Annotated in this window: 13 protein-coding genes; 5 read left to right on the top strand and 8 right to left on the bottom strand. The window is 67.8% G+C overall.

Features of this window, described 5'->3' with window-relative positions:
• The first annotated feature begins 88 nt into the window (after positions 1 to 88).
• Positions 89 to 2,002, top strand: coding sequence for a 1-deoxy-D-xylulose-5-phosphate synthase (dxs, locus tag MSP7336_RS19950; RefSeq protein ID WP_113964413.1), 1,914 nt, complete (start codon positions 89 to 91; stop codon positions 2,000 to 2,002).
• Between the two features lie 14 nt (positions 2,003 to 2,016).
• On the opposite strand, the gene MSP7336_RS19945 is transcribed toward dxs, so the two are convergent.
• The 6 genes from MSP7336_RS19945 to MSP7336_RS19920 are packed head-to-tail and all read right to left on the bottom strand — an operon-like array spanning position 2,017 to position 7,619.
• Complete coding sequence (locus MSP7336_RS19945; RefSeq protein ID WP_113964412.1) at positions 2,017 to 3,270, bottom strand: HRDC domain-containing protein; 1,254 nt, start codon at positions 3,268 to 3,270, stop codon at positions 2,017 to 2,019.
• A 1-nt stretch (position 3,271) separates the two neighbouring features.
• On the bottom strand, positions 3,272 to 3,874 hold the full coding sequence (locus tag MSP7336_RS19940) for a DUF3000 domain-containing protein (protein ID WP_113964411.1): 603 nt from the start codon (positions 3,872 to 3,874) through the stop codon (positions 3,272 to 3,274).
• A 33-nt stretch (positions 3,875 to 3,907) separates the two neighbouring features.
• Complete coding sequence (locus MSP7336_RS19935) at positions 3,908 to 4,723, bottom strand: enoyl-CoA hydratase/isomerase family protein (protein ID WP_069396688.1); 816 nt, start codon at positions 4,721 to 4,723, stop codon at positions 3,908 to 3,910.
• 10 nt (positions 4,724 to 4,733) lie between these two features.
• Complete coding sequence (locus MSP7336_RS19930) at positions 4,734 to 6,422, bottom strand: GMC family oxidoreductase (RefSeq protein ID WP_113964410.1); 1,689 nt, start codon at positions 6,420 to 6,422, stop codon at positions 4,734 to 4,736.
• Entirely contained in the window at positions 6,415 to 7,152 is a 738-nt protein-coding gene (locus MSP7336_RS19925; protein WP_069396623.1) for a gluconate 2-dehydrogenase subunit 3 family protein, read from the bottom strand. The genes MSP7336_RS19930 and MSP7336_RS19925 overlap by 8 nt, the downstream gene beginning before the upstream one ends.
• A gap of 2 nt (positions 7,153 to 7,154) precedes the next feature.
• Positions 7,155 to 7,619: a hypothetical protein gene (locus tag MSP7336_RS19920; protein WP_244917567.1), complete on the bottom strand. Its 465-nt coding sequence runs from the start codon at positions 7,617 to 7,619 to the stop codon at positions 7,155 to 7,157.
• Positions 7,620 to 7,754: 135 nt separating this feature from the next.
• Between MSP7336_RS19920 and hemE the strand changes: the two genes are divergently transcribed.
• Genes hemE through MSP7336_RS19900 form a run of 4 tightly spaced genes read left to right on the top strand, consistent with a single transcriptional unit; the run spans position 7,755 to position 11,578 of the window.
• Positions 7,755 to 8,804 carry a uroporphyrinogen decarboxylase gene (hemE, locus tag MSP7336_RS19915; RefSeq protein WP_113964408.1) on the top strand — a complete coding sequence of 350 codons (1,050 nt, stop codon included), beginning with the start codon at positions 7,755 to 7,757 and terminating at the stop codon, positions 8,802 to 8,804.
• On the top strand, positions 8,798 to 10,141 hold the full coding sequence (locus MSP7336_RS19910) for a protoporphyrinogen oxidase (protein WP_069396689.1): 1,344 nt from the start codon (positions 8,798 to 8,800) through the stop codon (positions 10,139 to 10,141). Before hemE ends, MSP7336_RS19910 begins: the two co-directional genes overlap by 7 nt.
• Before the next feature lie 4 nt (positions 10,142 to 10,145).
• Entirely contained in the window at positions 10,146 to 10,841 is a 696-nt protein-coding gene (hemQ, locus tag MSP7336_RS19905) for a hydrogen peroxide-dependent heme synthase (RefSeq protein ID WP_069396626.1), read from the top strand.
• Complete coding sequence (locus tag MSP7336_RS19900) at positions 10,838 to 11,578, top strand: class I SAM-dependent methyltransferase (RefSeq protein ID WP_113964407.1); 741 nt, start codon at positions 10,838 to 10,840, stop codon at positions 11,576 to 11,578. The genes hemQ and MSP7336_RS19900 overlap by 4 nt, the downstream gene beginning before the upstream one ends.
• 41 nt (positions 11,579 to 11,619) lie before the next feature.
• Here MSP7336_RS19900 and msrB read toward each other — a convergent pair whose 3' ends face one another.
• Together msrB and aftC are read right to left on the bottom strand one after the other, a co-directional pair.
• Positions 11,620 to 12,054, bottom strand: coding sequence for a peptide-methionine (R)-S-oxide reductase MsrB (msrB, locus tag MSP7336_RS19895; protein WP_069396627.1), 435 nt, complete (start codon positions 12,052 to 12,054; stop codon positions 11,620 to 11,622).
• Entirely contained in the window at positions 12,051 to 13,325 is a 1,275-nt protein-coding gene (gene aftC / locus MSP7336_RS19890; protein WP_113964406.1) for an arabinofuranan 3-O-arabinosyltransferase, read from the bottom strand. Before aftC ends, msrB begins: the two co-directional genes overlap by 4 nt.
• Between the last annotated feature and the right edge of the window lie 7 nt (positions 13,326 to 13,332).

Here is a 13,332-nt window from a genome sequence, read left to right as displayed (position 1 = left end):
TTCCCGGCTCACCGCGACCAAACCTATACCAGCAAGAACCGCCGATCGGTACGTGGTTCACCGCTGGCAGGCTGCGTAGGATGGCGGGATGCTTGAACAGATCCGCGGGCCCGCCGATCTGCAGCACCTTTCGCAGCGGGACCTACGTGGTCTGGCTGCGGAGATCCGCGAGTTCTTGATTCACAAGGTCGCTGCCACCGGGGGACATCTGGGGCCGAACCTGGGCGTCGTCGAGCTGACGCTGGCGCTGCACCGGGTGTTCGACTCACCGCATGACCCGATCATCTTCGACACCGGTCACCAGGCCTATGTGCACAAAATGCTGACCGGGCGCGCCGTCGATTTCGAGACCCTGCGCAAGCGCGGGGGGCTGTCCGGATATCCGTCGCGCTCTGAGAGCGAACACGATTGGGTGGAGTCCAGCCATGCCAGCGCGGCGCTGTCCTACGCCGACGGGCTGGCCAAGGCGTTTGAGCTGACCGGGCACCGCAACCGCCACGTCGTCGCGGTGGTCGGCGACGGCGCGCTCACCGGTGGGATGTGCTGGGAGGCGCTGAACAACATCGCGGCGTCCCGTCGTCCGGTGATCATCGTCGTGAACGACAACGGCCGCAGCTACGCCCCCACGTTCGGTGGCTTCGCCGATCACCTGTCCAGGCTGCGGCTCCAGCCCAGCTATGAGCATCTGCTGGAGCGCGGCCGCACCGCGGTGCGCGGAATGCCGGTGATCGGCGAGCTGGTCTACCACTTCATGCACAGCGTCAAGGCCGGCGTCAAGGATGCGTTGGCGCCGCAGCTGCTGTTCACCGACCTCGGGCTCAAATACGTCGGTCCGGTCGACGGCCACGATGAACACGCCGTGGAGACCGCGCTGCGCAGTGCCCGCGGGTTCGGCGGCCCGGTGCTCGTGCACGTCGTCACCCGCAAGGGCAACGGCTACGGCCCGGCGGAGGATGACGACGCCGAGCAGATGCATTCCTGCGGGGTGATCGACCCGGTCACCGGACAGGCCACCAAGGTGGCGGGCCCGAGCTGGACAGCGACGTTCTCCGAGGCGCTGATCGACTACGCGAAGAAGCGCCGCGACGTCGTCGCGATTACCGCAGCCATGCCCGGGCCCACCGGGCTGACGGCCTTTGGGCAGCGGTTCCCGGATCGGTTGTTCGACGTCGGCATCGCCGAACAGCACGCGATGACGTCGGCGGCCGGGCTGGCGATGGGCGGGCTGCACCCGGTGGTGGCCATCTATTCGACGTTCCTCAACCGGGCGTTCGACCAGATCATGATGGATGTGGCGCTGCACAAGCTGCCGGTCACGATGGTGCTCGACCGGGCCGGGATCACCGGGCCCGACGGGGCCAGCCATAACGGCATGTGGGATCTGTCGATGCTGGGCATTGTCCCCGGCATCCGGGTGGCCGCGCCCCGCGACGCAACCCGGCTGCGCGAGGAACTCGGTGAGGCACTCGATGTCAGCGACGGCCCTACCGCGATCCGCTTCCCGAAAGGCGATGTGGGTGAAGATATTCCGGCCCTCAAGCGGCGCTCCGGCGTGGATGTGCTCGCGCTGCCGGCCGAGGGGCTGGGCGACGACGTGCTGCTGGTGGCGGTCGGGGCGTTCGCGTCGATGGCGCTGGCGGTGGCCGAGCGGCTGCGCAACCAGGGCATCGGGGTGACGGTGATCGACCCGCGCTGGGTGCTGCCGGTCTCGGATACGGTGCGTGACTTGGCCACCGCACACAAGGTGGTCGTCACTCTGGAGGACAACGGCGTCGCCGGCGGGGTGGGCTCCGCGGTGTCGTCAGCGCTGCGCCGCGCGGAGATCGACGTGCCCTGCCGCGACGTCGGGCTGCCGCAACGGTTCTTCGACCACGCCTCGCGCGGGGAGGTGCTCGCCGAAGCGGGCCTGACCGAGCAGGACGTGGCCCGCCAGATCACCGGATGGGTTGCAGCCCTGGGTAATACGGTGACCGAAGCCGAGATCCGCGAGCACTTGGACTAGGCCGAGCAGACGCGTTAGCCCAGCGCCGCGGCCAAGACCGGAACAACTAGCTCCCGCTGCCATTTTCGGGCTTGGCCGGCACGCAGAAACTCGTCGACGGCCTGCACGCCGCCACCTTCCCAGTCCCAGCACAGCCGTCGCACCAAATCGGGAGAGACCAGGTTTTCCACCGGCACCGCCACCCGCTCCGCGACCTTCGCCAGCGCGGCGCGGGCCGCCTCCAGCCGGGCCGCGGCCTCGGGTCTGCGCCGCGACCAGCGCGCCGGCGGCGGCGGGCCGTTCGGTGGTTCGATTTCCTCGACCGGGTCGTGGCTCTGCCGGGCGGCCTCCAGGGCCGCGAACCAGACTGCTGCGTTGCGGCGCTGCCTGCGCCCGCCGAATACCGGCAGGGCGAGCAGGTCGTCGATGGTTGCCGGGTCGGCGAGGGCGGCCTCGATGATCGCCGAGTCGGGCAAGATCCGGCCCGGCGCGATGTCGCGTCGCCTTGCTATGCGGTCACGTACCATCCACAGTTCCCGGACCGCGACCAACCCGCGTTGGGTGCGCACCTTGTGAATGCCCGACGTGCGTCGCCAGCGGTCGCGCCGGGTGGGCTGAGCCTCTGCGGCGGCTATCCGTAAGTATTCGAATTCCTCTGCCGCCCAGGAACTTTTGTGCTGATCGGCCAGCACGTCGGCGATGGCCTCGCGCAGATCGATGAGCACTTCGACGTCCAGGGCCGCGTAGTTGAGCCAGGCTTCCGGCAGCGGCCGCTTGGACCAGTCCGCCGCGCCGTGGCCCTTGACCAAGCCCAGCCCCAGCAGCCGCTGCACCTCCGCGGCCAGATTCACCCGGTCGAATCCGGCCAGGCGCCCGGCCAGCTCGGTGTCGTACAGACGCGGCGGGCGCATGCCGACGTCAGCCAGGCAGGGCAGATCCTGGTCGGCGGCGTGCAGGATCCATTCGTCCTCGGTGAGCACCTCGGCCACGGGTCGCAGCACGGTCAGCGGGTCGCCGCCATGGCTCACCGGGTCGATGAGCACCGTGCCGGCACCGGTCCGCCGGATCTGGATCAGGTAGGCGCGATTGGAGTAGCGGAACCCCGACGCCCGCTCGGCGTCAACCGCGAACGGTCCGCGCCCGCCGGCCAGCTGCTCCGCGGCCCCGGCGATCTGGTCCGGGGTCGTCGAGAGCTCCGGCACACCGTCGGCGGGATGCAGCAACGGTGTGACGTCGGCTTCTTTGGCCTCGGGTTCCGTGCTGTCGGGTTGAACGGGCTCGTCGGACATCTCAGGCGCGGGATCGCGACCCGAGGTCGGTCACCCCCACCGGCGGCAGCCCGGCGGCATGTTCGAGCACCTCACAGAACGCTTCAACATGGGTGTCGATGTTAGGAGTCGTCGCGGTCCAGGATGCCCGCAGCTCCAATTGATGAGCGCGCGGCGGGCCGGAGATGTCGCCGTAACGCACCGAGGTGGTGGCGGTGACTGTTCCGCCCAGCGCGGTGACATGGTCGGCGCGCGCGTCGAGCGCGTCGACCAGCCAGCTCCACGCCACCTCCGGCAGCAGGGGGTCGACGGCTTCGCTGGAGTCGAGGTCTGCCTGGATGTAGGCGACCAGCCGCATGGTGCCGTCCCAGGCGTCGGTGCCATCCGGGTCGTACAGCAGTATCAACCGGCCGAAGGCGTCACCATCGGAGCGCTCCGGGATTTCCGCGACGTCGGGATGCTTGACCTCCGCGCCGAGCGCATAGCTGTACGGCGCGAGACGTTGCGGCGGCCGGATCGGGCCCAGCTCGATCTCGGACCGAACGCTGGCGCCGTTCATGGCCGCCACTGCCTCGCGGAAGGGCGCCGGTTCCGCTGAAGTCACGTCAGTTGACGGTAGACCCATTCCCTGACACCGGGAAACAGGCGCGCCGCCTGCTCAGCTCCCCGCGGAGAACCGCGCTGGTCGCTTCTCGCGGTGTGCGGCCAGACCCTCTCTGGGATCGGGACCGGTGAACCCGAGAAACTCCAGGCCGAGAGCCGTTTCGAAGGCCGGCGCGAACATCCGGTACCAGTGGTTGAGGCTGTGTTTGGTGAACCGGATCGCGGTCTGCGCGCCCTGCGCGAGGTCACCGGCGATGCGGGCGGCGGTGCCCAGCACCTCCTCGTCGTCAACGCAGGTGGAGACCAGCCCGATTCGCTCGGCTTCCTCCCCGGACAACGGTTCGCAGGTGAGTAGGTAGTACTTTGCCTTGGCCATGCCGACCAGCAGCGGCCAGCAGATCGCGGCGTGGTCGCCGGCGGCTACCCCCAGCTTGGTGTGCCCGTCGATGATCTTCGCGGTGCGGCCGGCCACCGAGACGTCGGCCAACAGCGCCACCACCAGGCCCGCGCCCACCGCTGCGCCGTTGATCGCCGAGACCACCGGCTTGTCGAAGTTGACCATGTTGAGCACCAGATCGCGGGCCTCACGCATGATGCGCATCCGGTCAACGAAGTCGCCCATGGTCTCCTGGATCAAATCGAAGCTGCCGCCGGAGGAGAAGGCTTTGCCTTCGCCGCGGACCAGCACCGCTCGCACGTTCGGGTCGCGGTCGATGGCCGGCCAGATGTCGGCGAGATCCCGGTGCATCTGCGGCCCCACCGCATTCAGCCCGGGCGCGTCGAGAACCACCTCGAGGACGCCGTTCTCGCCGGATTCGATTCGCAGACTGGGAAACTCGTCGTAGTTGACTTCAGGTTGCTGTACGGGCATACCGATGAGGTTACGCAGTGGCCAACCGGCCCCCGACATCCGCCTTGATGTCGCCACGGACGATCCGTTCGGCCAGCCGCGATGCCAGCGCCATGATGGTCAAGGCGGGGTTGGCGCTGCCCTGCGTGGGGCACACCGACCCATCGGCCAAAAACAGGTTGGGCACCGCCCAGCTCCGCTGGTCGGAGTTCACGACACTGGTTTCGGGGTCGCTGCCCATCCGGGCGCCGCCGATGAGGTGCGCGAAGCGCTGGATGGTCAGCATATCCTGCGCGTCGGCCGCCGCCAGGATGTTGGAGATCACCTTGGTGGAGTACTGCATGTTGGCTTTGTCGTTGTCCGACAGCGAGTATGCGAAGTGAGCGACGGGAATCCCGTACGGATCGGCCTCCTCAGCCAATGTGACTCGGTTGTCCGGGTGGGGGAGCAGCTCGTTGAGCACACCGATGGTGGCCCAATGGTTGTAGTCGCGCATGTATTCGCGCAGGGCCGCGCCCCAATGCCCTTCGGCGAGGACATGTTCGGCCCATCCGATCGGTAGCGGCGAGACGGTCTGGATGGAGAATCCGCGTGCAAACCCGCGGTCGGGGTCGGTTTCGTAGAACTGCTCGGAGGACACCTCCGGGGGCGGCGCCTTGTACATCCGCAGCTCCTCGGGCCAGCGGCCGGCGGACTGCGACGCGCCCTGGACCATGACGTAGCGGCCCACCTGGTCGTCGTTGTTGCACAGTCCGTTCGGGAACCGTGGACTGGACGAGTTCAATAGCAACCTTGGTGTTTCGATCGAATACCCGGCCACAGCAACAACTTTGGCGCGCTGGAACCGCTCCTGGCTGTCCTGCTCAGCGAAATAGGCGACACCGCTGGCATTTCCGGTTTCATCGAGCTCGACGCGGGCCGCCATGCAGTTTGCCCGGATCTCGACGCCGTGGGCCAGCGCGTCGGGCAGGTGGGTGACGTACGGGCTGGCCTTGGCGTTGACCTTGCAGCCCTGCAGGCAGTAGCCGCGGTAGATGCAATGCGGCCGGTTGCCGAACGTGCCGTTGACGATCCCGACCGGCCCGACCCGCATCTCGATGCCGAGGTTGAGCGCGCCCTCCCACAACTTCATCGCTGCACCCGAAACAGGATGCGGCGCATGGGGATAGCGGTGCGGATCGCCCCACGGCCAGTCCTGCCCGGCGACCGGCAGCTCGGCCTCTAGGCGCTCGTAGTGTGGCCGCAGGTCGGCGTAGCTGATCGGCCAGTCGGCGCCCACGCGGTCCCGGCTGAATGTCTCGAAGTCGCTGGGATGAAACCGCGGTGTGTAGCCGGCGTAGTGCACCATGGATCCGCCCACGCCGCGGCCGGAGTTGTTCTTGCCCAATTCGATCGGATCCGAGCCGCCGATGATCCGCTTCTGTGTCCAATACAGCTGGTGTGATCCGGCTTCGTCGGACACCCAATCCTCGTCGGGATGCCAGAACGGGCCGGCTTCCAAGATCACGATCCGCCAGCCGGCGCGGGCCAACCGCTGCGCCAGCACCGAGCCGCCCGCTCCGGCGCCGACGATGACCAGGTCGACCTCCTCGTCGTCGTGATAGCGGCGCATGGTGGCCTCGCCGGGCAGGTCGCGCGAGTGCACGTCGAGCAGAAATCGTGAGTCGTTGTCCGGGGGGCCGACCGCCCCCTTGAGCAGGCCGCGCCAGAAGTCACCCATCGATATCTTCCTGTTCGACCGTCTCGACCGGGTCTTCGGAAGTGGCCCCGGGCATCTCGAACGGCTCGCGGATTCCGACCCCGCCGAGTCGCATGAATCCGCGTGGGTAGGCCGGGCCGCCGAACCCGATCTCGTTCCATGCCCAGGGGTGGCTGTAAAAGCCACTCAGCGCCATCCGCATCACCACCGACCAGGCGCGCGAGACGTTCAACTTCTCCCAGCTGCCGCCGTACAGTTGCGCGTCGGCAAACCGTTGGACGACGGATTCGCGGGTCTTGGCGTCCGCGGCAGCGAATGACTCCGCGCCGGTGTCTGCCGCGGCTTCGTCCAGCCCGGCCAGCACCAGCCGCCAGGTGTCGCGGTCGTCGGGCATATCGTCGTACTGGTAGCCGTCCAGCTTGCCGTCGGCGAGCTTGGCGTCGACGAACTCGGCCACCGGTATCCGCGGCTCACCGTCTTGGGCGAGCGCGGTGTCGCAGAAGGCGCGCAGCGTCGGCTCGGCCGCGGAGTCGAAGAACCGCAGCGGGCCCGGCTTGTCAAGCCGGGCCAAGACAACCTTCCTGGTCGCCTCGTCCCAGGTGTCGACGGTCGACAGCACGTCATAGTCGGGGTAGCGGCCGATCATCTGCGGCGTTTTGCCGCGACGCTGACGCGGCAGCCACGACGGGTGTAGCGGTTTGCCGTCCGGTCGCAGGTTGGGCAGGTGTTCGCCGCCGGCTATGTCACGCATGCTCACTTCTCGCGGCGCAGAATCGCGGCCAAAAGACCCATCGCTCCGACGATGCTCATCAGCCCTGGGGCGGCGATCGGCGGCCCCATCGGCACGTTGTAGGTGGCCAGCCGCCAGCCGCCTGGCCTGCGGGCCACGCCGCGAGCATGGAAGTACTGGCCCATCAACCCGTTCGCGGCATAGATGCCGGCGGTGATCGGCAGCCACCGCTTGGCCCAGCGCTTCGAGAACACCCCGCCCACGCCGGCGACCACCACCGGCGGGGTCACCACGATCGGGCTCCACATCCATTTGTTGCCGAAGCTGGCGCGGTAATGCTCGAAATAGACCTCCGCCGTCGTCACCAATGCCGCGAAGGCAGTCAACCCGGCCAGCGACCGTTCGAAGCGACCGTGAGCGATATTGCGCAACGCGTGGTCGACGAAGTATTCCGCTTCCTCGACCACACCGTTTCTCGACTTGTCCATGAGCAACATCAGCCGTCGTCCTTTCTGTGGCGACCCGCTGCGCCCGGCTTCGCCGCGCTTGCTCCTTCCGAGTCGTCGCACTGCGCATTCCCCGAAACGGCCGTGCGCACACGTCGCGTGGCAGCATTGAGCCCGATGACTAAGCGTCGCGACCTTCCCGGGTCGCCGTATCTGGCCGCGGCCACGGGCCGCAAGCCGCACCGGATCCCGGTGTGGTTCATGCGGCAGGCCGGCCGTTCGTTGCCCGAATACCGGGCACTGCGGGCGCAGCAGAGCATGATGGAGGCCTGCTTCGACGCCGAGGTGATCTGCGAGGTCACTCTGCAGCCGGTGCGCCGCCACGACGTGGACGGGGCGATCCTGTTTTCCGACATCGTGGTGCCGTTGCGCGGCGCGGAGATCGACCTGGACATCGTGCCCGATGTCGGGCCGGTCATCGCTGCGCCGGTGCGCACCGCAGCCGACGTCGCCGCATTGAAACCCCTTGACCCACAACGAATTCAACCGGTATCGGACGCCGTCGCGCTGCTGGTGGCGGCCCTGGGCGAGGTTCCGCTGATCGGGTTCGCCGGCGCGCCGTTCACGCTGGCTTCCTATCTGGTCGAAGGCGGCCCGAGCCGCCACCACGCCCGCACCAAGGCGATGATGCTGGCCGAACCGGACAGCTGGCATGCGTTGATGGAAAAGCTGACCGACCTCACCATCGGCTTCCTGCGGGTCCAGCTCGATGCCGGGGTGGACGCCATCCAGGTTTTCGACTCGTGGGCGGGCGCGCTGTCGCTGCCCGACTACTGCAGCTATGTCCAGCCGCACAGTGCGCGGGTGTTCGCCGCATTGGCCGATGACGGCGTGCCGATGACGCACTTCGGGGTGGGCACCGGCGAACTGCTGGGCGCGATGTCGGCCGCGGGCGCCACCGTGGTCGGGGTAGATTGGCGGACCTCGCTGTGCGACGCCGCAGCACGGGTCAAGACCGGCACGGCGCTGCAGGGCAACCTCGATCCCGCCGTGCTGCTGGCCGGCTGGCCGGTGGTCGAGCGGGCGGCCCGCGCCGTGGTCGACGACGGGCGTCGCGCCGTGGACGCCGGTGCGGCCGGACACATCTTCAACCTGGGTCACGGGGTGCTGCCGGACACCGATCCGGGCGTGCTGACCGAACTGGTATCGCTGGTGCACACATTGTGAACTCGTATTGTGTTGTCGGCGGCGGAATTTCGGGGCTGACAGCGGCATATCGGCTGCGGCTGGCTGTCGGTGACGAGGCGACGATCACGCTCTTCGATCCGGCCGATCGGCTCGGCGGCGTGCTGCGGACCGAACAGGTCGGCGGGCAACCGATGGACGTCGGCGCCGAGGCGTTCGTGGTGCGTCGGCCCGAAGTGCCGGCGCTGCTGGCCGAGCTGGGGCTCTCCGACCGGCAACTGGACACCACCGGCGCCCGGCCGCTGATCTACAGCCAGGCTCGACTGCACCCGCTGCCGACCGGCACGGTCGCCGGGATTCCCTCGTCGCCGGAGTCGGTGGCCGGCCTGGTCGACGACGCGACGATGGCGCAGATGGCCGCCGAGCCTGGGCGGCCGCTGAGCTGGCGACCCGGCGGCGACCCGTCGGTGGCCGAGTTGGTGGCCGACCGGTTCGGTGAGCAGGTGGTTTCCCGGTCGGTCGACCCGCTGCTGGCCGGCGTTTACGCGGGCTCGGGGGCCACCATCGGGCTGCGCTCGGCGGCCCCCGCGGTGGCGGCGGTCCTCGACCGCGGCGCGGCCAGTCTGACCGAGGCGGTCAGCACGGCCCTGGCCTCGGTTCACGACGGGCCGGTGTTCGGCGCGGTGCACGGCGGCTACCGGGTGCTCGTCGACGAACTGGTCCGGCGCAGCGGACTGCGCTGGGTGCAGGCCGCCGTGAGCACGATCGAGCCCGGCTGGACGCTGCGCGACAGCACCGGGGCGCAGTGGCGCGCCGACGCCGTCATCCTGGCCGTCCCCGCGCCACGATTGGCGGACCTCGTCGACCCGCTGGCCCCGCGCACTGCTGCGGCGGCCCGTCGGATCACCAGCGCGTCGTCGGTCGTGGTGGCGCTCGCCGTCCCCGCCGGCACGGCGTTCCCGGAGCATTCTGGTGTGCTGGTGGCCACCGGAGAAGAGCTGCGCGCCAAGGCGATCACACTGTCGTCGCGAAAATGGGGGGTCCGCGGCGAGGTGGAGCTGCTGAGGCTGTCGTTCGGGCGATGCGGTGATGACGTAGCGCGCCGCGCCTCCGACGACGAGCTGCTGGCCTGGTCGCGCCAGGACCTGGAGGCGGTGTTCGGTGTGGCCGTCGAGCCGCTGGACGCGCACGTGCGCCGCTGGCTCGATGCGATGCCGCAGTACGGGCCCGGCCATGCCGATGTGGTCGCCGAGCTGCGCGCCGGCCTGCCACCCGGACTCGCGGTGGCCGGCAGCTACCTCGACGGCATCGGGGTGCCCGCCTGCGTCGGGGCGGCCGGCCGGGCGGTCTCGGAGCTGCTGAGCGGCGTGGCACGATAGAGACATGGCCCGCCTGGACTACGACGCCCTCAACGCCACCCTGCGCTACCTCATGTTTTCGGTGTTCTCGGTGCGTCCGGGGGTGCTTGGCGACGAGCGCGACGGTGTCGTCGACGAGACCGCCACCTTCTTCAAGCAGCAGGAGGAGCGCGGCGTGGTGGTGCGCGGCCTCTACGACGTCGCGGGCATGCGTGCCGACGCCGACTTCATGGTTTGGACGCACGCCGAACGCGTCGAAGCCCTGCAGGGCACGTATACCGACTTTCGGCGCACCACCACGCTGGGCCGGGCCTGCACGCCGGTGTGGAGCAGCGTCGCGCTGCATCGGCCGGCGGAGTTCAACAAGAGCCACATTCCGGCTTTTCTCGCCGGCGAGGAGCCCGGCGCCTACATCTGCGTCTACCCCTTCGTGCGCTCCTACGAGTGGTATCTGCTGCCCGAGGAGGAACGCCGCCGCATGCTCTCCGAACATGGGATGGCTGCCCGGGCGTACAAAGACGTCCGGGCCAACACCGTGCCGGCGTTCGCCCTCGGCGACTATGAGTGGATTCTGGCGTTCGAGGCGCCCGAGTTGCACCGCATCGTCGACCTGATGCGCGAGCTGCGGGCGACCGATGCCCGACGTCATACCCGTGCGGAGACACCGTTTTTCACCGGGCCTCGGGTCCCGGTCGAGCAGCTGGTGACCGCGCTGCCATGACTTCCGCCGACCCCGACCGCTTCGAGGCGATGTACCGCGACGAGCGGACGTCGCACGGCCTGCCCGCCGCGACGCCGTGGGACATCGGTGGCCCGCAACCGGTCGTTCAACAGCTGGTGGCACTCGGCGCGATCAAGGGTGAGGTGCTTGACCCGGGCACCGGTCCCGGGCACCACGCGATCTACTACGCGTCAAAGGGCTACTCGGCCACCGGAATCGACGCGTCACCCAGCGGCCTGGAACGTGCGCGGGAAAACGCGCGCCGCGCCGGAGTATCGGTGAACTTCCAGCTGGCCGACGCCACGAAGCTGGACGGGCTGGACAACCGCTTCGACACCGTAGTCGACTGCGCCTTCTACCACGTGTTCAGCGAGGACAAGGAACTACAGCAGTCCTATGCCCGGGCGCTGCACCGGGCCACCAAGCCCGGTGCGCGGCTGTACATGTTCGAATTCGGCGAGCACAACCTCAACGGTTTTCGCATGCCGCGCTCGCTCTCCGAAGACGATTTCCGACAGGTGCTGCCCGCGGCCGGGTGGGAGATCACCTACCTCGGCCCCACCACCTACCAGGTCAACCTGAGCACGGAGAGCTTCGAGATGATGCTCGCGCGCAACCCCGACATGGCCGAGCAACTCAAGCCGCTCATGGAGCGTTTCCGGATCATCGAGCCGTGGCTGGAAGGCGGCCGCGCCCACGCGCCGTTTTGGGAATGCCACGCCACTCGGGTGGACTGATCCCGACTTCTACCGCCGCGAAAGTGCAACTAGCGACGGTCTTACTCGCGAAACGTGTCGGTAGTTGCACTTTCGCGAGGGACTAACACAAGACAGATCGAGTTGATGCAGTAGCGCTGGTCGGTCGGTGTCGGGTAGCCCTCGCCTTCGAAGACGTGACCCAGATGACTGTGGCAGCTGGCGCACAACACTTCGGTGCGGCGCATGCCCATCGAGTCGTCGGGCCGCAGGATCACCGCCTCGGAGTTGGCCGGGTCAAAGAACGACGGCCAGCCGCAATGGGATTCGAACTTTTCGGTGCTGCGGAACAGTTCGGCGCCGCACGCCCGGCACTGGTAGACGCCCTCGGTCTTGGTGTCGGTGTATTCACCGGTGAACGGGGGCTCGGTGCCGGCTCGTCGCAGCACCGCGAACTCCTCGGGGGTGAGCTTTTGACGCCATTCGTCGTCGGTCAGTTGCACCTTGGGAGAGCTCATGCGTCCACGCTAGCGCTCTTGGCGGTGAGGCGCTGCTGCGTCCTCAGCCAGGCCGGATCGATCCCGTCGTCGAGCCGGTTTTCGGCCTTGGCGTCCAGATAGCGGAAGTAGAGCACGCAGAACGTGACGATCAACAGCAACGACCAGCCATAGGTGATCTTCAGGTATTCGAGCGGGCGTCCGATGTACATCCAGTTGAACAGCAGCCAGCGGTCCATCGTCAAGAAGCCGTAGATGCCCAGCCAGGCCGGCCAGTTGCGGATCACCGAGTTGGGCAACACCACCGTCATCAGGAACGGGAACAGCATCATCGAGTAGTAGCCCTGGGCCAGCGACAGCGCCAGCCAGGACCACAGCAGCACCACGCCGGAGGACGTCAGCAGCCAAAACCGTGGATCACGCACCCGGTAGTAGCGGTACAGCAGCCAGAGGCTGCCGATTGCTATCAGCGTGAACAGGATTCGCAGGAACAGGATCAGCCAGGTGGGCAGCCCGAAATACACGCCGTTGCCCAGAATCGAGCTGTTGAAGTAGTCACGCGTACCCAATATGTAGGGCAGCGTGCGGGTGAAGAAATTCATCGGATCGGCCACCAACGGCAGCGCGGCCAGATTGAACACCGCCGGCACCACCAGACCCATGATCACGGCACGCCATTGGCGGTTGACCAGCGGCAGCAACAGCAACGGACCCAGCACCGGTTTGACCACCAACGCCAAACCGATCGCTGCCCCCGCCCACCATTGGCGGCCCGGTGAATTGTCCAGCAGCCACCGGAAGAACAGCACCTCCAACAACAGGATGCAGCCATTGATGTTGGTGAAAACCAGTGTGTTGGTGACCGATTCGGTGCAGAACATGGCCAGCAGCAGCGCCGGTGCCGCCACTGAGGACAGCGCGAACCCGAACATCCGCAGCAGCAGATACCCCGCGACCACGATCGCGATGGTGTTGCACAGGATGAACAGGTAACGCGACTCCGCGAACGACAGATAGCCGAACGGTGCCATGATCAGCGTTCCGCCGGGCGGATACAGGTAGTGCGGATCGACGTAGTCGAAATGCTCGTTGTAGATGTCCCAGCCGTGCCGGAAGTTGAGCACCGCGCGGTAAACCGGCTTGAAATCGTCGGTGATGTTGCCGTTGGTGGTCACCACAATGCTGCGGTGAATGACGGCCATGATGGCCGCCGGCCACAACGCCGACCGCAGTACCGTCGCGGTGCTGGGCGCGCTGGTGCGGGGGCGAAACAGGGACAAAACCGATGTCACCCGCGCA

Origin of the sequence: Mycobacterium shimoidei, from assembly GCF_900417275.1 — a bacterium.
GTDB classification, from domain to species: domain Bacteria; phylum Actinomycetota; class Actinomycetes; order Mycobacteriales; family Mycobacteriaceae; genus Mycobacterium; species Mycobacterium shimoidei.
This window is presented reverse-complemented; position numbering and strand designations above follow the sequence as displayed.